This window comes from Symbiobacterium turbinis, from assembly GCF_055383075.1.
Genome location: NZ_AP042433.1, coordinates 2,410,607 through 2,433,595, shown reverse-complemented (window position 1 = coordinate 2,433,595; position 22,989 = coordinate 2,410,607). Strand labels below are relative to the sequence as shown.

Annotated in this window: 20 protein-coding genes; 16 read left to right on the top strand and 4 right to left on the bottom strand. The window is 68.2% G+C overall.

All coding sequences use genetic code 11. The features are described from left to right. Positions 1-135: 135 nt before the first annotated feature. The 3 genes from ACZ45O_RS11595 to ACZ45O_RS11585 form a co-directional block, all read right to left on the bottom strand. Positions 136-1,677, bottom strand: coding sequence for a flotillin family protein (locus ACZ45O_RS11595; RefSeq protein ID WP_464853133.1), 1,542 nt, complete (start codon positions 1,675-1,677; stop codon positions 136-138). Positions 1,678-1,684: 7 nt separating this feature from the next. Beyond that, the gene (locus ACZ45O_RS11590; protein ID WP_464853131.1) at positions 1,685-2,347 is read right to left on the bottom strand and encodes an NfeD family protein; all 663 of its coding nucleotides are present in this window, start codon (positions 2,345-2,347) and stop codon (positions 1,685-1,687) included. 94 nt (positions 2,348-2,441) lie between these two features. Beyond that, positions 2,442-3,290 carry a DinB family protein gene (locus ACZ45O_RS11585; RefSeq protein ID WP_464853129.1) on the bottom strand — a complete coding sequence of 283 codons (849 nt, stop codon included), beginning with the start codon at positions 3,288-3,290 and terminating at the stop codon, positions 2,442-2,444. Positions 3,291-3,461: 171 nt separating this feature from the next. On the opposite strand from ACZ45O_RS11585, the gene ACZ45O_RS11580 reads away from it, so the two are divergent. The 6 genes from ACZ45O_RS11580 (at position 3,462) to ACZ45O_RS11555 (ending at position 11,003) form a co-directional block, all read left to right on the top strand. Continuing rightward, positions 3,462-3,932, top strand: a complete 471-nt coding sequence (locus ACZ45O_RS11580) for a Fur family transcriptional regulator (RefSeq protein ID WP_464857731.1) — start codon at positions 3,462-3,464, stop codon at positions 3,930-3,932. Positions 3,933-4,923: 991 nt separating this feature from the next. After that, entirely contained in the window at positions 4,924-6,882 is a 1,959-nt protein-coding gene (locus ACZ45O_RS11575; RefSeq protein WP_464853128.1) for a heavy metal translocating P-type ATPase, read from the top strand. A 162-nt stretch (positions 6,883-7,044) separates the two neighbouring features. Further along, entirely contained in the window at positions 7,045-8,247 is a 1,203-nt protein-coding gene (locus tag ACZ45O_RS11570) for an argininosuccinate synthase (RefSeq protein ID WP_464853127.1), read from the top strand. A 138-nt stretch (positions 8,248-8,385) separates the two neighbouring features. Beyond that, positions 8,386-8,958, top strand: a complete 573-nt coding sequence (locus tag ACZ45O_RS11565; protein WP_464853126.1) for a hypothetical protein — start codon at positions 8,386-8,388, stop codon at positions 8,956-8,958. Positions 8,959-9,241: 283 nt separating this feature from the next. Next, positions 9,242-10,474: an FAD-dependent oxidoreductase gene (locus ACZ45O_RS11560; protein WP_464853124.1), complete on the top strand. Its 1,233-nt coding sequence runs from the start codon at positions 9,242-9,244 to the stop codon at positions 10,472-10,474. Between the two features lie 76 nt (positions 10,475-10,550). Next, positions 10,551-11,003 carry a DMT family transporter gene (locus ACZ45O_RS11555; RefSeq protein WP_464853122.1) on the top strand — a complete coding sequence of 151 codons (453 nt, stop codon included), beginning with the start codon at positions 10,551-10,553 and terminating at the stop codon, positions 11,001-11,003. A gap of 213 nt (positions 11,004-11,216) precedes the next feature. On the opposite strand, the gene pdxK is transcribed toward ACZ45O_RS11555, so the two are convergent. Next, positions 11,217-12,026: a pyridoxine/pyridoxal/pyridoxamine kinase gene (gene pdxK, locus ACZ45O_RS11550; protein WP_464853120.1), complete on the bottom strand. Its 810-nt coding sequence runs from the start codon at positions 12,024-12,026 to the stop codon at positions 11,217-11,219. 521 nt (positions 12,027-12,547) lie between these two features. Here pdxK and ACZ45O_RS11545 point away from each other — a divergent pair. The 10 genes from ACZ45O_RS11545 (at position 12,548) to ACZ45O_RS11500 (ending at position 22,987) form a co-directional block, all read left to right on the top strand. After that, on the top strand, positions 12,548-13,900 hold the full coding sequence (locus ACZ45O_RS11545) for an NCS2 family permease (RefSeq protein ID WP_464853118.1): 1,353 nt from the start codon (positions 12,548-12,550) through the stop codon (positions 13,898-13,900). Positions 13,901-14,036: 136 nt separating this feature from the next. Continuing rightward, positions 14,037-15,350, top strand: a complete 1,314-nt coding sequence (purB, locus tag ACZ45O_RS11540; protein WP_464853116.1) for an adenylosuccinate lyase — start codon at positions 14,037-14,039, stop codon at positions 15,348-15,350. Next, entirely contained in the window at positions 15,350-15,514 is a 165-nt protein-coding gene (locus ACZ45O_RS11535) for a hypothetical protein (protein ID WP_464853114.1), read from the top strand. Before purB ends, ACZ45O_RS11535 begins: the two co-directional genes overlap by 1 nt. 16 nt (positions 15,515-15,530) lie before the next feature. Next, entirely contained in the window at positions 15,531-16,070 is a 540-nt protein-coding gene (locus ACZ45O_RS11530; protein WP_464853112.1) for a hypothetical protein, read from the top strand. A 2-nt stretch (positions 16,071-16,072) separates the two neighbouring features. Next, complete coding sequence (locus ACZ45O_RS11525; RefSeq protein WP_464853110.1) at positions 16,073-16,963, top strand: phosphoribosylaminoimidazolesuccinocarboxamide synthase; 891 nt, start codon at positions 16,073-16,075, stop codon at positions 16,961-16,963. Positions 16,964-17,080: 117 nt separating this feature from the next. Next, complete coding sequence (gene purL, locus ACZ45O_RS11520) at positions 17,081-19,339, top strand: phosphoribosylformylglycinamidine synthase subunit PurL (RefSeq protein WP_464853108.1); 2,259 nt, start codon at positions 17,081-17,083, stop codon at positions 19,337-19,339. After that, positions 19,324-20,826: an amidophosphoribosyltransferase gene (gene purF / locus ACZ45O_RS11515; protein ID WP_464853106.1), complete on the top strand. Its 1,503-nt coding sequence runs from the start codon at positions 19,324-19,326 to the stop codon at positions 20,824-20,826. The genes purL and purF overlap by 16 nt, the downstream gene beginning before the upstream one ends. Continuing rightward, entirely contained in the window at positions 20,823-21,884 is a 1,062-nt protein-coding gene (gene purM / locus ACZ45O_RS11510; RefSeq protein WP_464853104.1) for a phosphoribosylformylglycinamidine cyclo-ligase, read from the top strand. Before purF ends, purM begins: the two co-directional genes overlap by 4 nt. After that, the gene (gene purN / locus ACZ45O_RS11505) at positions 21,881-22,504 is read left to right on the top strand and encodes a phosphoribosylglycinamide formyltransferase (protein ID WP_464853102.1); all 624 of its coding nucleotides are present in this window, start codon (positions 21,881-21,883) and stop codon (positions 22,502-22,504) included. Before purM ends, purN begins: the two co-directional genes overlap by 4 nt. Further along, the gene (locus ACZ45O_RS11500) at positions 22,505-22,987 is read left to right on the top strand and encodes an NUDIX domain-containing protein (RefSeq protein WP_464853100.1); all 483 of its coding nucleotides are present in this window, start codon (positions 22,505-22,507) and stop codon (positions 22,985-22,987) included. Positions 22,988-22,989 lie beyond the last annotated feature (2 nt).

Below are 22,989 nucleotides of genomic sequence, written 5' to 3'. Positions count from 1 at the left end.
GGACCTGCGGGTTTGCTCGCAGGTCCCCTTGCGATTCTGTCTGCGGCTTGTGCATAGACGACTGCGGATACGGCAACGCCAACGGGTACGCTGCGCCTACGCCTACGCTACGTCTACGCTACGTCTAGGCTACGTCTACGCCTCTGCCTCGCTCTTCGCCTCGGCCTCCGCCTCCGCCTCTGGCTCGGCAGCCGCCGCGACGGGCGCCGGCTCCGGCTCAGTCTCGACCTTCGTTACCTCTGCCGTGATCTCCCTGACCTTGGCGTCGAGGCCCGGAATCTGCTTCATCATGTCCTGAATCGAGAGCCCGGTCAGCCCCTCCAGCACCGTGGGGGCGGTGGCCACCAGCTTGGCGACGTCGCTCATGAACTTATTGACGCCCACCTCGGCCCCCTGGCCCTGGGAGAGGATGGTGACCTTGTCGATGCGGGAGAGCGGCTCGGCGGCGGCCCGCATCAGCTCGGGCAGCACCGGCATGAGCTTGTCGAGGATGGCCGCCTGGCCGTACTCCTTGTACGCCTCGGCCTTGATGCGCATGGCCTCGGCCTCGGCCCGGCCCTTGGCCAGGATGACCTCGGCCTCCGCGAGACCCTTCTGCCGGACGACATCGGCCTCGGCCTCACCGGACATCCGGATAGCCTTGGCCTGACCCTCGGCCTCGATCTCCACCTTGCGGGCCTGGGCTGCGGCCAGGGCCTCCTGCTTCTGCCGCTCGATCTCGGCGGCCTTCAGCACGGTCGCGATCAGTTCCTTCTCGCGCCGCAGGATCTCGGCCTCCTGGACCTTCACCTGCTCCTGGCGCTCGACCTGCTGCACGCGGACCTGCTCCGCGATGACCTTCTGCTGCATGACGTTGGCCTCGATATCGTAGGCCTTGTCAGCCTGGGCCTGCGCCCGCTTGACCTCGGCGTCGAACGCCGCCCGCTTCAGCTCGAGGTCGCGCTGCGCCTCGGCCTGCTTGGCCAGCGAGGCGGACTGGGCCAGCACCGTCTCCTGCTCGGCCTGCGCCTTGGCGATGGCCGCCTCGCGCATGGCCTCGGCCCGCTTGATCTCGGTGTCGCGCAGGGCCTCGGCTGCGGCGATCTCCGCCGCCCGCTTGATGCGCTCGGTGTCCGGCCGGCCCATGTTGTTGATGTAATCATTCTTATCCTTGATTTCCTTGACCGTGAAAGAGATGACCTCCAGGCCCATCTTCGCCATATCGTCGGCGACGTTGGCCCGCATGCGGTCGGCCACCATCTCGGGCTCCTTCACGATCTGCTCCACGGTGAGCTGGCCGATGATGCCCCGCAGGTGGCCCTCCATGACCAGCTTCAGGATCTCGTGCTGCTCCTTGATGGACTTCGAGAGGAACTGCTCGGCTGCGGTCAGGATCGACTCGGTGTCAGACTTTACCTTGATCTGGGTGACCGCCTCCACGGTGACGGACACGCCCTGTACGGTGTAGAAGTCCTGCTGCGGAACGACGTCAAACGACATCAGTTCGAGTGAGAGCTCCTGCGCCGACTGGATCAGCGGCCATACGACCAGGCCGCCGCCCTTGGTGACGCGCGGGCCGCCGAAGCCGTAGACGATCAGCGCGCGGTTGGGCGGAACCTTCCGGTACATGGAGGCCAGCAGGCCCAGCAGGAGCAGGATGCCCAGTATCGTGAGCGCGGCATAAATCAAAGGACCCATCCGAGTTTCAAACCCCCTTCTCGTTTTCTTCACTCATGAATTCACGCCACGGCTGGACGTACGCGATGCCCCGCTCGTAGCGAAGGATGACGACCTCCTCGCCCTTCGGGATCGGGCGCCCGTCCAGCGAGCGGGCCGCCGACACCATGCGGGAGCCGTGCTGCCGGTAGACCACCTCGCCGGTGCCCCCTTCCCGGATGGGCACGGTCAGCCGGCCGACGAGGCCGGTATAGCTGGTGGGCGGGAGCGGCCGTTCCCCGCGGATCAGGAAGCGCTGGAACCGGTAGATCAGCCAGCCGGTGGCGAAGGCGCCGCCGGCCGCTCCGGCCAGGGCCACGGCCGCGATCGGGGGGCCGTAGGCCGAGGTCAGGTAGCCGATGCCGCCGAAGCCCATCAGCGCGGCGACCAGGGTCTGGAAGTTGACGGGCGAGACGGCCGCCGCCTTTCCCGCCTCTATGGCGCCAGAGGCGTCGCCGGCCGGGACCAGATCCGTGCCCAGGTCGCCGCCCAGGTCACCGCTCAGGTCTGCGCTGAGGTCCCCCCCGTGCGACAGATCGCCCCCGTGGGAGAGGTCGCCGGCGTCGCCGCCCAGATCCACAAAGCCGAGGATGACGGAGATCAGCGTCAGTCCGAAACCAACCCAAAAGGTATAAAGGAATAGCGATGTCATGGGGGCACACCTCCTTGCGGGGACGGGTGCTGGTTTCGACTATATGACCCGCCACGGGCATCGTTTGGTTCTGAATCCGGAAGCTTTCGTGGAACTACTTCCCCAAACGCTGCGCGATTTCCTCAAGCTGCAGGATGTGGTGGATTGCATGGCCCCCCTGCTGCCTGAGCAGGTCGCGCACGCTGGCCGTATAGCCGCTGGGCCAGGTGACCGTGTGCTCCAGGCCGTCCGGCAGGTGCGAAAGGGCCTCCAGCACCCAGGCGCGCGAGGCGGCGAACAGGGCGATCGCGGGCTCCACCGCCCGCCGGTGGCAGGCCAGCCCCCGCATCCAGTCGTCGTTGTCCCAGACGGTGGTGTGTATGCGCTTGCCCGGCAACGCAAGCGCGATGCGCACGACGTGGAAGGTCTCCACGTTCGAGTCAGCTATGTGGTGCACGATCTGCCGGGCCGTCCACTTACCCGGGGCGCGCTCCACATCAAGCCCGTCCTCACCCAGGCGCGCGACCACGTCTGCCAGGCGGGCCGGCGCGGACTGGTAGAGTTCGAGGATCTGTGCGTCGGTGACGGGCTGCTCCTCCCAGAAGGCCAGCACGTAGCCGTCGGGATCGGTGAGCAGCAACTGCCTCCATCCGGGGTAGGTGACGGTGGGGCCATCGGGGGTGAGGCCGGAAGCGCGCAGGCGCGCGGCCAGTTCGGGCAGGTTCGCGCGGTGCAGGTAGACCCACGCGCCGGGACCTGCTTGCGGCGCGGTGAGCGATGGCGGGGGAGACGTTCCGGCCTGCTGCAGCACCAGCGTTTCCCCCTCCGGAGCGGTGACCAGGGCCGTCTTCGGTCCGGCGGCGGCGGTGCGGAACCCGGGAAGCCGGTTGTAGTAGGCGGTGGCCCGTGCAAGATCCTGCACGCGCAGGAGCGCCTGGGGCGGTCGGCTGTTCATCTCGGTCATCGGAAAATCACCTCGTTGTTCGCTTCTCCTGCCGGAGGACAAGTCCTGCCATGATCAGGGCCGGGATGGCGCAAACTAGATTTCGGCGGTTTTGGCCAAAAGGCTATTGCAGTAACATCTGATCTGATATACTGTTATCTGGAATGATTCTTACTGCCGGAGGTGAACGCCATGACCCCGACCGGGCATCAAGCTGCTGAACAGCGCCACGAAGATCCGTTCACGGCGGGCCTGCGCGCCGCGGGGCTGAAGGTCACGGCACAGCGCGCCGCCATCTGCACCGCCCTGGCCGGCATGGCGGGGAAGAAGCACCCTACCGTGCAGGAGATCTTTGAGGCCGCGCGAGAGCATCACCCCGGCGTCAGTCTGGCCACTGTGTACAACACCCTCACCGTCCTGAAGGAGCGCGGGCTCCTCTACGAGCTGGGCCCCGACTCGGCCGGCGCCGTCCACTACGAGCTGGACGTTGATACACACGTCAACGTGGTCTGCATCCGCTGCAAGCAGGTGATCGACCTGCACCACATCTCCACCGGCCTGGAGGAAGTGGTGGAGGCCGAGACCGGCTTCCAGCTGGTCGGCGCGCAGATGCTCTACTACGGCGTCTGCCCCGCCTGCGCCCGCAACGGCGGCGCAGATTGATCGTCCCGTCTGGTCAACTTGCAGTTTGCGCACACAGGCGCCTCGTGTGGCCGCACAGCGGCAACATGAGGCGCCTGTTGGTGTGTCTGCAGGAGGGCTTGCGGTGGGTTGCTTTGGCCTGGGTAGCCGATGCGGATACCCGCCGTCGTGGGTGCCGCAGGGCAGGGACAGACGTGGGGGTTGTGCCCGAATGAGACGTCGACGCTGGTAAGCATGTGCACTTTCCTGATGTCCAGGCGCCACAAGGGCTACAGGGGTCGCGGCCCGGGTAACGCTGGTGGAACAAGCGCTCGCGGAAAGTGAACATTCGTTCCCGCGGAAGTCGGACCGGGGCCCCGGGGCGGACCGGTACGACGGCAAGCAGGAGGGTGACCTGGTCAGCTGGCCGTGCGGAATGACGCATCGGTGGGTCTTGCAGGTCCAGGGCAGCTGTGAGGGCAGCGGCCGGGGAAGCCATCGAGGCGACGCCCAATGGGGGCGGCCATGTTGGTAAAAATGTGCACTTTCGTGAAGTCCTTGTGCCAAGCGGGATCTGGAGGATACGATTCCTGGAACGCTTGCCGCGCAAGCACTTGGGGAAAGTGCACATTGGTTCCAATAGAAGAAGTGCCGGGGCTTTGGTGGCGTTGGGCGGGCACCTTGCCGGCGAGTTTTGGCCAGTTGGGGGTCCCTGGAGGGCTCGCCCCGGGCGTTGGAAAAAATGTGCACTTTCGTGAAGTCCAGGCGCGGCAAGAGGTACAGGGACCGCGGCCCCGGAAACGCTTGTGGCACAAGCAGTTGGGAAAAGTGCACATTCGTTCCCGCAGCTTAGCCGGGGAGGCGAGGTTGAGCGGGAGGACGCTTGCCCGGGACACTTGTGGCCGGGGCAAGCGTTCCTTGCCCGGCGTCGACTCAACTCACGAAGAAATCCGCTCGCACCCCCTTGCCAACCCCAGCCACCTAAGTTAGAATGGTTCTAGATTAGAACCGTTCTAAACTAGGAGGTGGCTCGGTGTTACAGGTGCGCATGGGCCTGATGGACGAAGAGCTGCGGCCGCTGGTCAGGGCGACCGTGCTGAGCGGTTTGTTCCTGGCGCTCGGCTGGATGTGGGAGCGGCTGGCACCGGGCCTGCACAATTGGGCGGCTGCGGCGTATGCGGCTGCGTATGTCTTCGGCGGCTATCTGCGGGTCAGGGACGGGTTGGCCGCGCTGCGGCGGGGCAGCCTGAACATCGACATGCTGATGGCTCTCGGCGCCATGGGCGCAGCGGCCCTGGGTCGCTGGGGCGAGGGTGCCGTGCTGATCTTCCTCTTCGCCCTCTCCAACGCGCTGGAGGAGTTCGCCTCGGGCCGCACCCGGCGGGCGATTGAGGCGTTGGTCACGCTGCGGCCTGACGAGGCGCTGGTGCGCTCAGCCGACGGCGAGGAGCGCGTTGTGCCCCTCGGGCAGGTGCAGGTGGGCGACCTGGTGGTGGTCCGGCCGGCGGAGCGGCTGGGCGTGGACGGCGTCGTGGTGGAAGGCCGGTCGGCTGTCGATCAGGCGGCCATCACCGGGGAATCGGTGCCCGTGGCCAAAGCGCCCGGTTCGCAGGTCTACGCCGGCAGCCTGAACACTACCGGCAGCCTGCTGGTGCGGGTGACGAGGCCCGCGACCGACTCCACCCTGGCCCGGGTGATCCGGCTGGTGGAGGAGGCGCAGGAGCAGAAGGCCCGCTCCCAGCGGGTCGTCGACTGGATCGACCGCTACTATACGCTGATCGTGGTGGCGGTGGCCGTGCTCACCTGGACGCTGCCGCCGCTCCTGGCCGGGTGGTCCTGGTCAGACAGCTTCTATCTGGCCATGCAGCTCCTGGTGGTCATGTCCCCCTGCGCCCTGGTGATCGCCACGCCTGCGGCGCTGCTCTCGGGCATCGCCGCCGGCGCCCGGCAGGGCATCCTGTTCAAGGGTGGCATCCACCTGGAGCAGGCGGGGACCATCCGCGTGGTCGCCTTCGATAAGACAGGCACCCTGACCGAGGGCCGGCCGGAGCTCGCGTCCGTCATCCCCGCGGAGGGTGTCTCAGAGGAGGAGCTGCTGCGGCTGGCGGCTTCGGCTGAGCTCCGCTCCGGCCACCCGCTGGGCCAGGCCATCGTCGCCGCCGCCCGGAGGCGGGTGGGAGGGCTGCCGCAGCCCGTTGAGGTGGAGGAGCAGCCCGGATTGGGCGTTTCGGCGCTGGTGGAGGGAAGGCGGGTGCTGGTGGGCAGCCGGCGCCTGCTGGAAGAGGAGCTGGACGGCTGGATGAACCGGCAGGCCGAGCGGGTGGAAGATCAGGGTGAGACTGCCGTGCTGGTGATGGCCGACGGGCGGCCCCTGGGCGTGCTGGGCGTCGCGGACCGGATCCGGCCCCAGGCCCGCGCGGTGGTCGAGGCCCTGCGGGCGCAGGGCATCCGGCGGATCGTGATGCTGACCGGCGACAACGAGCGGGTGGCGGCCGCCGTGGCGGCAGAGGCCGGGGTGGACGAGTTCCGGGCGAACCTGCTGCCCGCAGACAAGCTGAAGGCAATCGAAGAGCTGGAGCGGGCCTACGGCCCCGTGGCGATGGTGGGAGACGGCATCAACGACGCGCCCGCCCTGGCCCGGGCGAGCCTGGGCGTGGCCATGGGCGGCGCAGGCAACGACGCGGCGCTGGAGAGCGCGGACGTGGTGCTCATGTCCGACGACCTCGCCCGTCTGACCGATGCCTTCCGGCTGGGCCGCCTGGCCCGGAAAGTGGTGGCCCAGAACCTGGCATTCGCCGTCAGCGTCATCGCCATGCTGGCGACGCTCAGCCTGATGGGCAGCCTGACCCTGCCGCTGGCGGTGGTGGGGCACGAGGGGTCCACGATTCTGGTCGCCGTCAACGGCCTGCGGCTTCTTCTGGCCGGACGGCGTCGGCCCCTGCCGGCGCCGGTGCGCGGGCTGCAGCAGGCGGCCCGGGGGTACCAGTACTGAGGCGACGGGTGCACAACCGATGCGGGGGCTGCAGAACCGACGCGGAGCGGGAGGCGCTGCTGGGGGCGGCGCCTCCCGAAATCTTTTCAACCCCTATTGCATACTTATTCACCTACGGGTATAATCATGCACCAAGAGAGTTTCGGGGGAGGCGCCGATGCAATGGCGAAGAAGAAGTGCGTGCTGGCCTACTCAGGCGGGCTGGATACCTCGGTTGCGATCCACTGGATCAAGGAGAACTACGACGCGGACGTCATCGCGCTGGCGGTGGACGTGGGGGCCAATGACAAGGACCTCGACTTCATCCGGCAGAAGGCGCTCTCCATCGGCGCCGTGAAGAGCTACGTCTACGACGCCAGGAAGGAGTTCGCCTACGACTTTATCCTGCCGACCCTGCAGGCCAACGCCTGCTACGAGTCCAAGTACTTCCTCTCGGCCGCGCTCTCCCGGCCGCTGATCTCCAAGCTGCTGGTGCAGGTGGCCGAGCAGGAGGGGGCCGACTTCGTCGCACACGGGTGCACGGGCAAGGGCAACGATCAGGTGCGGTTCGAGGTCTCGGTCGCCGCCCTCAACCCGAACCTGGAGGTGCTGGCCCCGGTGCGGGAGTGGGGCTGGAGCCGGGAGGAGGAGATCGACTACGCCCTGAAGCACGACATCCCGGTGCCGGTGGGCAAGGAGAACCCCTTCTCCATCGACGTGAACCTGTGGGGCCGCTCCTGTGAGGCGGGGGTCCTGGAGGATCCCTGGGTGGAGGCCCCCGAAGAGGCCTTCGAGTGGACCGTGAACCCGAAGGATGCCCCAGACGAGCCCGAGTACGTGGAGATCGGCTTCGAGCAGGGCGTGCCCGTCTCGCTCAACGGCGAGCAGCTCGATCTGGTGGCGCTGATCGAGCGGCTGCACACCATCGCCGGGGCCCACGGCGTGGGCCGCATCGACCACGTGGAGAACCGGCTGGTCGGCATCAAGTCCCGGGAGGTCTACGAGATGCCGGCCGCGGTGGTGCTCACCCTCGCACACAAGGAGCTGGAGACCATCACCCTGCCCCGGGAACTGCACCATTTCAAGCTGGGCCTGGAGCAGAAGTACGCCGAACTGGTCTACAACGGCCTGTGGTTCCACCCCCTGAAGGAGGCCCTGGATGCCTTCATTAAGAAGTCGCAGGAGACCGTGACCGGAAAGGTGCGGGTGAAGCTCTTCAAGGGATCGGCCTTCTGCGTGGGCCGCACCTCGCCGTACACCTTGTACTCCTACGACCTCGCCACCTACGACAAGGCGGATAAGTTCGACCACAAGGCGGCCAAGGGCTTCATCGATATCTTCGGCTTGCCCACCAAGGTCTACGCCGCCGTACAGAAGAAGGCATAAACCGCTGGATAATCGCCTGCCACGCCGCCCCGGGGGAGGGGCGGCGTGGCGCGTTCAGGGCAGGAAAGCCGCTTCGGGAGGCGAACATGGAAGTGTGAAGTTCTGGAAACCGTAAGGTTCCGACAGGGGGTGACGCCGTTGGCCCGGGTCTACTACCGGCTCTTGCTGACCGTGCTCTGCGCGCTGGCGGCCTATGTCACCCCGGTCTACACGCTTCAGTATCCCTACCACCTGCCCTACTTCACGGGTGGGCTGGTGGCGGCGCTCCTGGCCTGGGCCTTTCTCCAGATGGCCATCCTGCTGGAGCCCGAGGTGAAGCCGGGGATCCAGTTCATCGTCGGCGCCGGGTTCGCCGTCGTCTCGTGGGCGCACATTTCGATGGTGGCCCTGCTCACCATCATTCCGCAGGTGCTCCGGGCCCGGCGGCTGCTCGACACTTTCGATCCCATCTGGATCCTGGGCGGGCTCTCGCCGCTCAGCGTGCCTGCAGCGGCCGTCGCCCTCCGCATTGCCGGCCGGCCCTTCCTGCCCGCCCTGGCCTCCGCCCTCTTCCGCTTCTCGGTGCCGCTGGGCTTCCTCAGCCTGATTCCCCGCTGGCTCCACCTGCCCAAGCAGTTCCGCTGGCTCTTCCTCTTCACCGGCGTGATGTTCCTGGTGCTGGATGGGCTGGGCTTCAAGTTCCGCCCAGGCCGCCGCGATAGATCCGGGTAGCCTTTCGGTGTCAGGCGACTCAGACGATCAGACCATAACAATTCAGATCATGCGAATGGGGCATACTGGGCAGTTGACCGACAATTTCAGACCGGATAACCTGAATGTAGATAACTGAATTGCGAATTCATGGGCCAAAGGCGCGGAATTGGCACGGCGCCGCCCCCGAGGCGCACACCCGCGCCCCAGATTTGTGGAAAGCCGGGAGAAACCGGAACGATCCGCTCGCCGGTTCGTTCCTTTTTTCACATGGCACACCAACACCGTTCTGGGAGGGGAAACCATGGCTGAGCGCTGGGATCTCGTCATCATAGGCGGTGGCCCTGCTGGGCTCACGGCTGCGGTTTACGGAGCGCGCTACCGGCTGTCGACCCTCGTCATTGCGCAGGGAGGGCCGGGAGGCCAGGCGGCAACCACTGAGGAGATTGAGAACTACCCTGGCGCCGGCCGCACCACCGGATCGAAGCTGATGAGCGAGTTCCGCGACCACGCCGAATCCCTCGGGGCGAGACTCGTCTGCGGCGAGGTCTGCGCCGTGGATCTGGAAGGGCCCATCAAGACGATCCGCACGAAGAAGGGCGAGGTGTACGAGGCGCGCGCGGTCATCCTCTGCCCCGGCGCCGAGCCTCGCAGGCTCGGGGTGAAGGGCGAGGGCCGGCTTCACGGCAGGGGCGTTTCATATTGCGCCACCTCCGATGTCGACATCTGTACCGGCCGGGACGCCGTGGTGGTGGGCAACAGCGACACCGCCGTGGAGGAGGCCATCTACCTGGCCCGCTTCGCCCGGAAGGTGACCCTCATCTGCATCCACCCCGAAGGCATCATGGACGCCAACAAGGCCAGCCAGGAGCGGCTCTTCGCCACCCCCAACATCGAGGTCGTCTGGCAGACCGTGGTGGAGGAGATTCAGGGCGACGGGCGGGTGGAGCGGGTCATGCTCCGCCACCTGGGCACCGGGGAGCGGTCAGAACTGCCCGCCGACGGCATCTTCATCTTTGTGGGCACCACCCCCCGGACCGATTTCCTCCGGGGCGCCGGCATTGACCTGGACGGCAGGGGCTACATCATCGCTGACCCTGACACGATGGAGACCAGCCTCCCCGGCGTCTTCGCCGCAGGCGACGCCCGCCGCAAGTGGCTGAGGCAGATCGTGACGGCCGCCGCCGACGGCGCCATCGCCGCTTCGGCCGCCGCCAAGTTCCTGGCCGAGGAGGAGCAGGTCCACCGGGAGATCCTGTCGCCGGAGGAGCCCGTGCTGGTGGTGTTCTGGAGCCCGCTCAACCAGCTGTCGCTGCACGTGCTCCAGGAGGCCGAGAAGATCGTCGCCCGCCTGGGCGGCCAGGTGCGGCTGGCCCGCATCGACTGCTACAAGTCGTCCCGCACGGCCACCCGGCTGGGCATCTTCGACGTGCCGGCCGTGCAGATCTTCCACAGGGGCATCCCACTGGCCACCTTGACCGAGGACTTCAACCACCTGGAAGACTGGGTTACGGGGCACATGCCGGTCAAAGCCTAAAGGAGGTTCTCCCGCCGCCGCCGAACAGAAGAAGGGCTACCGGGTTCGGAACTTGGTTGCTTAAGGAGGCGGCGGGATGGCTCCCTGGCTGATCTGGCTGCTCGTGGTCCTGGGCGGCGTGGCCGGCGCGCTGCAGGCGCCGATCAACGCGACGCTGGCCCAGCATATCCGGCCCATTCCGGCGTCGCTGGTCTCGTTCATCGTCGGCGGGCTTGCCTTGCTGGTGCTGACGGTGGTCACACTGCGGGGGCAGGGACTTTCCGGCCTCGGCGCGGGCCTGGCCGGCGCGCCCCCCTGGAGCCTGCTGGGCGGCCTGTGCGGTGCGGTGGTGGTCACCGCGGTGATCGTGGGCACCGGCTCCCACGGCGCCAATGCCACGCTCAGCCTGCTGACCGGCGTACAGCTTATTGCGGCCCTGTTGATCGACGCCGCGGGACTGGGAACGGCCGGGCAGATTCCGATTCGCTGGCCGCAGGTGGTCGGCGTGCTCCTGATCATCGGCGGGATGAAGCTGGTGCTCACGCGCTGAGCGCGATGCACCAGCGCCACGCAGTTGCCGTAAAGGCCCCACCGTGTTGCGGTAAGCCCCACCGTGTTGCGGTAAGCCCCACCGTGTTGCGGTAAGGCCCCACCGTGTTGCGGTAAGGCCCCACCGTGTTGCGGTAAGGCCCCACCGTGTTGCAGCAAGGCCCCACCCTGTTACAGCAGGGTGGGGCCTGTGACGCTTCTCCTGGTCCGGCGCTTACGCGTCGCCGTGCAGCCGCAGGGCGCCGTGCTTGACGGAACCCACGTACTGGTTGAGGCGGAAGCCGTGCCGGATGGCCGCGCTGACGAAGCGCTTGGCGGTGCGGACGGCATCGGCCACCTGGGCGCCCTTGGCCAGCTCGGCCGTGATTGCGGCCGCGGTGGTGCAGCCTGCGCCGTGGGTGTAGCCGTGGGTGATCTTCTCGGACTCCAGCAGCGTGAACTCCCGTCCGTCGTAGAACAGGTCCACTGCTTTCTCAACGCCCTCCAGCTTGCCGCCGCCCTTGATCAGCACGTTCTTCGCCCCGGCCTCGGCGATGCGCGCCGCCGCCTCCCGCATGTCGTCGAGGGTGCGGATGGGCGGCCGCTGCGCCAGCTGCGCCGCCTCGAAGAGGTTCGGGGTGACGACCAGGGCCCGCGGGACCAGGAGCTCCCGGATGGCAGCCGCGTGGTCGGGCATCAGCACCTCGTCGGTCCCCTTGCAGACCATGACCGGATCGATGACCACCCGCTCGGCGCCGTACTGGTCAAGCTTGCGCGCGACCAGCTCCACCACGGCGGCCGAGGCCAGCATGCCGGTCTTCAGGGCGTCCACGCCGACGCCTTCGAAGACGGTGGTGAGCTGCCGCTCGAGAAGCTCCAGATCCAGCGGAAAGACCTGGTGGCTCCAGCCGTTGGGATCCATGGCCACAATAACGTTCAGGGCCGACATGCCGTACACGCCCAGCTCCTGGAAGGTCTTCAGGTCCGCCTGAATCCCCGCGCCGCCGCTGGTGTCAGACCCGGCGATGGTGAGTGCCTTGTACAATCCCGCTCCCTCCCACCTTCTGTGTTCTGCTGGCTATGGTGCCCCGACCCAGCCAATTCGTCAACATCCACTGAATGCGGGAATTGGATGGGGCCAATTGGGCAGCAGATGGCCGGTGGCGTCGATTGGAGGCCCGGGTGTTCGGGCGGGGAATCGTCCGGCAGCCTCACGGGCAGACTGAACGGACTGGCGCGCGGCGAAAAGCCCGAACGTTTTACGTCTCGAACCAAAAAAAGTTCGGGTTCATGGTTGACACCGGCCTGCCCGATCCGTAGAGTGAAAGTAGAGGCCGGCCTCACGGCCGGCGACGGAGGAAAGTGTGCCTAGGGTTCCGCGGCGCCTCAGCAGGCGCCGGCCTGCGACCGAGCGGCACAGGCCGGACGGGGTCCGGCTACACCGGTGGGCGAAAAACCCGGGCGGGCAGGTTTCACTCCAGGCGGGAGTGCACCTGCCCGCCCATCGTTCCGGATCCGAGGCAGGCATCATCGATTCCATCATTTGTTCTGGGGAGGCGTTTGGCTGTGGCTGCGCGTGAGGCGGTTCGTCCGAACGAAGCGTCGCAGGGGGTGCTCGACCGTGTGTTCAAGCTCACGGAGAACGGCACCAACGTCAAGACGGAGATCCTGGCCGGCCTGACCACCTTTGTGACCATGTCGTACATCATCGCGGTCAACCCCGACATCCTGTCCACAGGTACGGGCATGGATGAATCGGCCATCTTCATGGCCACCATCCTGGCGGCTGCGCTCTCGACCCTGGTGATGGGCCTGGTGGCCAACTGGCCGGTGGCGCTGGCGCCGGGTATGGGCCTCAACGCGTTCTTCGCCTTCACACTCTGTGGAGCCCTGGGCCTTACGTGGCAGCAGGCCCTGGGGGCGGTCCTCATCTCGGGCTTCCTGGCGCTCATCGTTACCCTGACCGGCCTGCGTGAGCTGATGATCAGGGCCATCCCGATGTCGCTCCGGCACGCGGTTTCAGCAGGCATCGGCTTCTTCATCATGCTGATCGGCCTGATGAATGCCGGCGTGGTGGTGGCCAGCGAGGCAACCACGATTGCGCTGGGCGACTTCAGCAATCCCGCCACGCTGCTCGCGCTTATCGGCCTGGTGATCACCGGCGTGCTGGTCGCGCGCAAGGTCACCGGCGGCATCCTGCTGGGCATCCTCATCACGACGATCATCGGCATCCCCATGGGCGTGACGCAGCTGCCCGCCTCCGTGGTCTCCGCCCCGCCGTCGCTGGCGCCCACCTTGTTCAAGTTCACCTTTGACGGCCTGTTCAGCGTCGGCATGATCACGGTGATCTTCGCGATGTTCTTCACCGACCTCTTCGACACCATCGGCACCTTCGTCGGCGTCGCCTCCAAGGCGGAACTGATGGATGAGCAGGGCAACATGAAGGGCGGCAGCAAGGCCCTGATCATGGACTCCCTCGGCACCATCATCGGCTCGCTGCTGGGCACCTCGAACACCACCACCTACGTCGAGTCCGCCGCGGGCGTGTCGGTGGGCGGCCGCACGGGCCTCACCGCCGTCACGGTAGCCGTCCTGTTCCTGCTGTCCTCCTTCTTCTCCGGCCTGTTCCTGGCCATCCCCAGCGCCGCGACGGCCCCGGCCCTCATCATCGTGGGCGTCATGATGGCCTCCTCCATCACGGAGATCGACCTGAACGACTTCGGCATCGCCCTCCCGGCCATCATCACGGCCCTGATGATGCCCTTCGCCTACTCCATCGCCGAAGGCCTGGCTATGGGCTTCGTCGCCTACGCCGTGATCGCCCTGTTCACCGGCAGGGCCAGGAAGGTCCACTGGATGATGTGGGTGCTCTCCGTCTTCTTCGTCGTCCACTTCATCGCACAAACCTTACAGGGATAACCCTGCACAACCTCGCAGACGACTCAGCGGGGCTCGGGTCAGACCCCGGGCCCCCTTTTTGCCTGCTCTTGCGCCCTGACCGCGGGAAAGCTACGCTGGGGGCGGGAAGACCTGTCGCAAAAGGGAGATGATGCCCATGATTGAACGCTATACCCGGCCGCGCATGGCGCAGCTCTGGTCTGCAAACAACCGGTTTCAGAAGTGGCTGGAGGTGGAACTGCTCGCCTGCGAGGCCTGGGCGAAGCTGGGGGTCATCCCGGCGGAGGCCGCAGCGGAGCTGCGGGCCCGCGCGTTCACCGTGGACGATGCCTTCGTCCGCCGCGTCGCCGAGATCGAGGAGACGACCCGGCACGACGTGATCGCCTTCACCACCGCCTGCGCCGAGCGCATCGACCACCCGTCGGCCCGGTACATCCACTACGGACTCACCTCCACCGACGTGGTGGACACCGCGCTGTCGGCGGTGCTCAACGAGGCGGTGCAGGAGGTGCAGAAGGGGCTCGACGGCCTCATCGCCGCGCTGGGCCGCCAGGCGGTGCGGTACAAGGACACGCCCATCATGGGGCGCACCCACGGGGTGCACGCCGAGCCCACCTCGTTCGGGCTGAAGCTGGCCGTCTTCTACGCCCAGTTCAAACGGGACGCCGCCCGGCTGGAGCAGGCGCGCCGGTCCATCGCCGTCGGCAAGCTCTCCGGCGCCGTGGGAAATTACGGCAACATCGACCCCTTCGTGGAGCAGTACGTCTGTGAGAAACTGGGGCTCGAGGTGGCCGACATCTCCACGCAGGTGCTGCAGCGCGATCGGCACGCGCACCTGCTCACGACGCTCGCCATCCTCGGGTCCTCGCTGGACGCCCTGGCCACCGAGCTCAGGCTCCTGCAGAAGACCGAGACCCGCGAGGTGGAGGAGCCCTTTGCCAGGGGTCAGAAGGGCTCCAGCGCCATGCCCCACAAGCGGAACCCCGTGACCCTGGAGCAGATCTCTGGCCTCAGCCGGATCCTGCGGGCCAACGCCATCGCGGCGCTGGAGAACGTGCCGCTCTGGCACGAGCGGGACATCTCGCACTCCTCGGTGGAGCGGGTGATCCTGCCCGACTCGACCACGCTGGCCGACTACCTGCTGGCCAAGATGACCTGGGTGATCGAGAACCTGCACGTCTACCCTGAGAACATGCGCCGCTCCATGCAGGCCTCCTACGGGCTCACCTCCTCGGGGTCGGTGCTCCTGGCCCTGGTGGAGAAGGGGCTCTCGCGGGAGCAGGCCTACGCCATCGTGCAGGAGAAGGCCATGCAGGCCTGGGCCGAGGGCACGCACCTGCGCCGGCTGCTGGAGCAGGACGCGACGGTGCAGGCCCTGCTCACGCCTGCGGAACTGGACGCCGCCTTCGACCTTCGGCACCACCTCCGCCACGTCGACACCATCATGAAGCGACTGGGGCTGATCGAATGATGAGCGCGGGCAGCATCATCCTGGGGGCCCTGGGTGGCCTGGTCATCACCGTACTGGTCATGTACCTCTGGCCCCGGAGCCGAAACCGGCACCTGGGCGCCATGGTCGCGGCCCTCCTGGGCTTCGCCGTGGCCCTGGTGGTCATGACCCAGATCGAGATCTAGCGGGGGCGCGGGCGCGATGACGGATCCGGTTCTGAAAGGAGAGCGGCTCTGGGCGGGCGAGGGGGTGGCGGTCTACGCCACTGACCGGGCCGACCGGCTGATTCTGGAGTTTGCCGACGAGACCGCGGGCGAGGCGGCCTTCCGCATTCAGGAGTTGCTCCGGCGGCACGCCCTGGCCACCAGCTTCGAGGAGCGCCTCACGGGTCGTTGCTTCCTCATTCAAAAGGTGACGCCCCTCACGGTGGAGGTGGCGGCCGAGGCGGCGCCCGGCGAGGTAAACCTGACCTTCCTGGAGGGCGGGCGGGAGATCAGCCGGGCGGAGGCCGAGGCCAGCCTGACGCCACAGCGGATGGACCGGGTGGAGGACGCCGCTTTGCATGCGGCCCGGTCCCTCAGGGCGCACCTCAGCCTGCGCGGCGTGCAGCGCCTGGCGCTCCGGATGCGCTTCGGCCTGACGGACGAGGGCGCCTGCCTGATGCAGGTGATCAACCCGCTGGAGTGCCGCCTGGGATCCGATGACATGAACGAGGTAGCAGCGCTCCTGGGAGGCGATTGAGTATGGATGTCTTGCTGACGGTGCCGGATCTGGGACTCCGGCGGCTGCACAGGGGCAAGGTGCGGGAGATGTTCGAGATCGACGACGACCGGCTCCTGATGGTGGCCACGGACCGGCTTTCCGCCTTCGACGTCGTGTTTCCCCAGGGCATCCCCGGCAAGGGGCGGGTGCTCACCCAGATGAGCGCGCTCTGGTTTGCCGCGACCCGGCACCTCGTGCCCAACCACCTGATCACCACCGATCTCAGCGGCCTGGACCTGCCGGAGGAGGCCCGGCCGCTCCTTGCTGGGCGGTCGATGGTGGTGCGCCGGGCGCGGCGCATCGACGTGGAGTGCGTGGTGCGGGGGTACCTCGCCGGATCGGGCTGGAAGGAGTACCAGGCAGGCGGCACGGTCTGCGGTGTGCCGCTGCCGCAGGGGCTGAAGCTTTCCAGCCGGCTGCCGGAGCCGATCTTTACGCCGGCTCTGAAGAACGACCTCGGCCACGACGAGAACGTGCCGGAGGCGGAGGTGCGCAGGCGGTTCGGCGACGAGGTGACCGACTTCATCAAGGAGCGGTCGCTGGCGCTGTACGGCTTTGCGGCCGAGCAGGCGGAGAAGGCGGGCATCATCCTGGCCGACACCAAGTTCGAGTTCGGCTTCGACGGCGACCGGATCGTGCTGATCGACGAGGTGTTCACCCCCGATTCCAGCCGCTACTGGCCGGCGGACCGGCACCGGGAAGGCGAGCCGGTGGACAGCCTGGATAAGCAGCCGGTGCGGGACTACGTGGAGCGGATCGGGTGGAACAAGCAGCCGCCGGCGCCTGAGCTGCCTGAGGAGCTGATTCAGGAGACCGCCCGCCGCTATGCGGACGTGCTGGAGCGGCTGAGGCAGGTGCTGCATGCCGGGTGAGGGCCTTCCCCGCATGCTGCGCGTGCGTGGAAGGCGTTTCGCCGGTTACCGCCGGATGGAAAAGCTAACCCCAAGATGCGCCTCAAGCGGTCGACTACGTGACGGGGAGGACCAGCCATGTCTGATGCACGCGAGCCCTGGAGCGAGGTGGGGCTGACGGAGGCGGAGTACCGCCGGGTGGTGGAGATTCTGGGCCGGGCGCCCAACCATGTGGAGCTGCACATGTTCGGGGTCATGTGGTCCGAACACTGCTCCTACAAGCACTCGAAGGCGGCCCTGAAGCGACTCCCCACGAAAGGGGAGCGGGTGCTCCAGGGGCCGGGTGAGAACGCGGGCGTCGTCCGGATCGACGAGGACCTGGCCGTTGCCTTCAAGATCGAATCGCACAACCATCCTTCCTTCGTGGATCCCTTCAACGGCGCGGCCACGGGAGTGGGCGGCATCCTGCGGGACGTCTTCACGATGGGCGCACGGCCGGTGGCCAGCCTGAACTCGCTGCGCTTCGGCCCGCTGGACGACCCGAAGCAGCGCGAGCTCCTGAAGGGCGCGGTGGAGGGCATCGCCCACTACGGCAACACCATGGGCGTGCCCGCCATCGGCGGAGAGGTCTACTTCGACGAGTCGTACCGGGGCAACTGCCTCGTGAACGCGATGGTGCTCGGCGTTGTGCGGCCTGACCGGATCCACAAGGGCGTCGCCGCCGGCCCGGGCAACGCGCTCATGCTGGTGGGGGGCCTCACCGGGCGCGACGGCATTCACGCCGCGTCGCTCCTGGCCTCGGCCGAGTTTACCGATGAGGAGGCGGAGCCGCCGTCCACCGTGCCCGTGGGCGACCCGGAGCTGGAGAGGCGGCTGATGGAGGCCTGCCTGGAGCTGTTTGAGACCGACGCGGTGGTCGGCATTCAGGACATGGGCGCGGCCGGCCTCATCTCCTCGTCCTCGGAGATGGCCGCCCGGGGCGGCGTGGGCGTCGAGATCGACGTCCGGAAGGTGCCGGCGAAGGAGGAGGGCATGGAGGCCTGGGAGTTCCTGCTCTCCGAGTCGCAGGAGCGCATGCTGGTCTGTGTGAAGCAGGGCCGGGAGGACGAGGTGGCGGCGATCTGCCGGAAGTGGGACGTGCTCGCGGCGGTGATCGGCCGGGTGACCGACGACGGCATGGTGCGGGTGCTGGACGGCGGCCAGGTGGTGGCCGAGGTGCCGGCCCGGGCTCTGGCGGACGCGCCGGTCTACCACCCCGCGAAGGCGGAGCCGGCCTACCTGGCGGAGCTGCGGGCCTTTGACTGGTCGCGGCTCCCCGAGCCCGAGGACTGGAACGCGACCCTGCTGCAGTTGCTCCGCTCGCCCAACATCGGCTCGAAGGCGTGGATCTTCCGGCAGTTCGACCACGCAGCGGGTGACCGCACGGCCCTGGGTCCCGGCGGCGACGCGGGGGTCATCCGGCTGGGCCCAGACGGCCGGAAGGGCATCGCAGCCAGCGTCGACTGCAACGGCCGCTACGTCTACCTGAACCCCCGGCGGGGCACCGCCATCGCCGTGGCCGAGGCGGCGCGCAACTGTGTCGTGATCGGCGCGCAGCCGGTGGCCATCACCAACAACTGCAACTTCGGCAACCCGGAAAAGCCGGAGATCTTCTGGACCTTCGACGAGGCGATCAGCGGCATGGTCGAGGCCTGCGAGGCCCTGGGCACACCGGTGACCGGCGGGAACGTCTCCTTCTACAACGAGACCAGCGGCGAGGCCATCCACCCCACGCCCACCATCGGCATGGTCGCCGTCCACGAGAACCTGGAGCGGCTGACCACCCCCGGCTTCAAGCAGGCCGGCGACGTGATCTTGCTCCTGGGGGAGACCCGGGACGAGCTGGGCGGGTCGGAGTACGCCCGCCTGGTGCACGGGGTGCTGGCCGGCGACGCCCCGGCCCTGGACCTGGCCTTTGAGAGGAAGCTGCAGCAGGTGGTGCTGCGGGCGATTCACGAGGGGCTGGTGACTGCGGCCCATGACGTGGCCGAGGGCGGCGTGGCCGTCGCCCTGGCCGAGATGGCCATCGCGGCGGAGCCCGAGGCCCGGGGCTGCCAGGTGAGCCTGTTCCTGGGGCGTGGCCGTGTAGATGGGCAGGTCTTCGGCGAGTCGCAGTCGCGCATCGTGCTCACCGCCCGGCGGGAGGACGTGGCCCGGCTGCAGGCGCTGCTCATGGTGGAAGACGTGCCGTTCAAGCTGCTGGGGGACGTGACCGGCGACGGGCGCTTCCGGCTGGCGGCGCTGGCCCCCGGTGCGGGGTCTGACGACGTCTTCCGGCGGCAGGAGCTGATCGACCTCTCCGTGGACGAGCTGCAGAAGGCGTTTGAGGAGGCGATTCCCCGGTGGATGGGCGCATGACTCGTTCCGGCGACCCGACCCTGCGGCTCGCCGTGCACCCCTACCGGGAAGGGTGGGCCACCCATCCGGCCAAGGGGCCGGTGGACGAGTGCGGCGTCTTCGGCATCTACGGCCACCCCGAGGCCGCCCGGGTGGTCTACCACGCCCTGATCGCGCTGCAGCACCGGGGGCAGGAGTCTGCGGGCATCGTGACCGCGGACGGCGCCAACCTGTACACGCACCGGGGCCTGGGCCTGGTGAGCGACGTCTTCGAGAAGCCCGAGTCAATGGCCCGGCTGGTGGGCGAGATCGGCATCGGCCACGTGCGGTACGCCACTTACGGCGCCTCCCGGCTGGGGAACGCCCAGCCGGTGGTGGTGAACACCCGGCGCGGCGGGCTGGCCCTGGCCCACAACGGCAACCTGGTGGACGCCCCGGTCATCCGGCACCGGCTGGAGGAGGGGGGGGCGATCTTCACCACCGCCATCGACACAGAGGTGCTGGCCCACCTGATCGTGCGCTCCCGGGCCGCCAGCATCGAGGAGGCCATCGTCGACGCCATCAACCAGGTGCACGGCGGCTACGCCCTGCTCATCCTGACCGAGGACCGGCTCGTCGGCATCCGCGACCCTCACGGCATCCGGCCGCTGCAGCTGGGCCGGCTGAATGGGAGCTGGGTGCTGGCCTCCGAGACCTGCGCCTTCGACACCATCGGCGCGGAGTTCGTCCGTGAGGTCGCCCCCGGCGAGATGATCACCATCAGCGAGCACGGCAAGCTGCGGTCGCAGTCTGTGGTGAAGGAGCCGGCGCGCCCCCGCCCGTGCATCTTCGAGTTCATCTACTTCGCCCGGCCCGACTCGAACCTGGCCGGGGTGAACGTGCACAGCGTGCGCAAGGCGATGGGACGTGAGCTCGCGCGGGAGGCGCCGGCCGACGCGGACATCGTCATCGGCGTGCCGGACTCCTCCATCTCGGCGGCCACCGGCTACGCCGAGGAGTCGGGCATCCCCTACGAGATGGGGCTGATCAAGAACCGGTACATCGCCCGCACCTTCATCATGCCGACGCAGACCGGGCGCGAGTCGGCCCTGAAGCTGAAGCTGAACCCCCTGCGCAAGGTGATGGAGGGCAAGCGGGTGGTGCTGGTGGACGATTCGATCGTGCGGGGCACCACGTCCCGCCACCTGGTGAAGCTGCTCCGGGAGGCCGGGGCGCGCGAGGTGCACATGCGCATCGCCTCGCCGCCCTACCGGTACAGCTGCCCCTACGGCATCGACACCGCCCAGTCCGGCGAGCTGATCGCCCGGGGGCGGGAGGTGGATGAGGTCCGCGACGCCATCGGCGCCGACTCCCTGGCCTACCTCTCGCTCGAAGGTATGGTGAAGGCCACCGGCCTGCCGGTGGACGGGCCCGGCGGCTTCTGCGTGGCCTGCTTCACCGGCGACTACCCGGTTCCCATTCCGGAGGATCTCGACAAGTACATGCTGGAGGGGGGAAAGGGGCGATGACGGAGAAGGGGCTGACGTACGCCGACGCGGGGGTCAACCGGGAGCGGCATTACCAGCTGGTGGAGCGGATCGCCGCCCACACGGCCCGCACCCTGCAGCGCCCCGGGGTGCTGGGGAACATCGGGGCGTTCGGCGGCCTGTTTCAGCTTGACCTGGCCAGGTACCCCGACCCGGTGCTGGTGAGCGGCACCGACGGGGTGGGCACGAAGCTCCGGCTGGCGTTTCTGAGCGGCCGGCACGAGACGGTGGGCATCGACCTGGTGGCCATGTCGGTGAACGACATCCTCTGCCAGGGGGCGGAGCCGCTCTTCTTCCTGGACTACATCGGCACCGGGCAGAAGGACCTGGCGGTGCTGGAGCAGGTGGTGAAGGGCATCGCGGACGGCTGCCTGCAGGCGGGCTGCGCGCTCATCGGCGGCGAGACCGCCGAGCTGCCGGGCATGTACGCCCCGGGCGAGTACGACCTGGCGGGTTTCGCCGTGGGCGTTGTCAACCGCGACCGGATCCTCACCGGAGAGAAGGTGGCGCCTGGGGACGTGCTGGTGGGCCTGGCCTCCAGTGGGCTGCACTCCAACGGGTACTCGCTGGCCCGCCGGGTGCTGCTGAGGGTGGACGGCGGCGCCTTCGAGCTGGAGGACCGGCCGCCGGAGCTGAACGGGCAGACGGTCGTTGAGGCCATGCTCGCCCCGACCCGCATCTACGTGCGCACGGTGCTCAACCTGCTGGAGCGGTTTGAGGTGCACGGCATCGCCAACATCACCGGCGGGGGGCTGCACGAGAATCTGCCCCGCATGCTCCCCGACGGCACCGCCGCGGTGCTGCTGTGGGACGCCTGGAAGGTGCCGCCGATCTTCGACCTGATCCAGCGGCTCGGGCCGGTGGAGCCGGCGGAGATGGAGGCCACCTTCAACCTGGGCCTCGGGATGGTGCTGGCGGTGCCGGCGGACGAGGCCGAGGCGGTGGCGGCCGCCGCGCGGGAGCTGGGCGATGAGGCCTGGGTCGTGGGCGAGGTGGTCGCGGCGGAGGCCGGCAAGCCGAGGGTGGTGGTGCGGCGATGATTCGCATCGGCGTGCTGATATCGGGCGCCGGCACCAACCTGCAGGCGATCCTGGACGCCTGCAGGGAAGGGCGCATTCCCGGCCAGGTGGCGGTGGTGATCTCCGACCGGGCCGACGCCTTCGGGCTGGAGCGGGCCCGCCGGGCCGGGGTGGAGGCGGTGCACATCGATCCGGCCGCCTACCCCACCCGCACGGCCTTCGACGAGGCCCTCGTGGAGCGGCTGCAGGCGCACGCGGTCGACCTGGTCTGCCTGGCCGGCTACATGCGGCTGGTGCGCAGGCCGATGCTCACGGCCTTCCCGAACCGCATCCTCAACATCCACCCCTCGCTGCTGCCAGCCTTCCCGGGGCTCGACGCCCAGCGGCAGGCCCTGGAGTACGGGGTGAAGGTGGCGGGCTGCACGGTCCACTTCGTCACCGCGGGGGTGGACGAGGGGCCGATCGTGCTGCAGGCCGCCGTTCCGGTGCTGGAGGGGGACACGGTGGAGGACCTGCGGGCCCGCATTCAGGCCGAGGAGCACCGCATCTACCCGGAGGCGGTGCGTCTGTTCGCGGAGGGGCGCCTGGCCGTTGAGGGGCGGCGGGTGCGGATTCTGGATCCGGTGCGGGGGGAGTCTTAGGTGGCGCGTCAGTTCGTCCTGGGCCTGGGGCTGGTGGAGGAGGAGGACCGGCTGGTGGTGGTGCGCAACCGCTGGCCCATCGGCGAGGTCTGGTCGCTGCCCGGCGGCCAGCTGGAGGTGGGCGAGTCGCTCACCGACTGCGTGGTGCGGGAGGTGCAGGAGGAGACCGGGCTGCTGGTGGCCCCCGTGGAGCTGGCCTACGTGCTCGACACGCACAACCTGGTGCACGACCAGCACTTCCTGGTCCACGTTTTCTCCTGCCGCCTCGTGGCCGGTCCGCTCCGGGTGCCGGAGGAGGACGAGTATGTGGTGGACGCCCGCTGGGTGAAGCGGGACGAGGTGGCCCGGTACATCACCTGGCCCACCTACCGGGACCCGCTGCTGGCCTACCTGGCCGGCCACGAGCGGCGCTACTGGCTGGATCGCGACGGGTACCGCCCGGAGCAGGGGAAGGGGCCGGACCCGAGATTGAAGGAGGAGTAGAG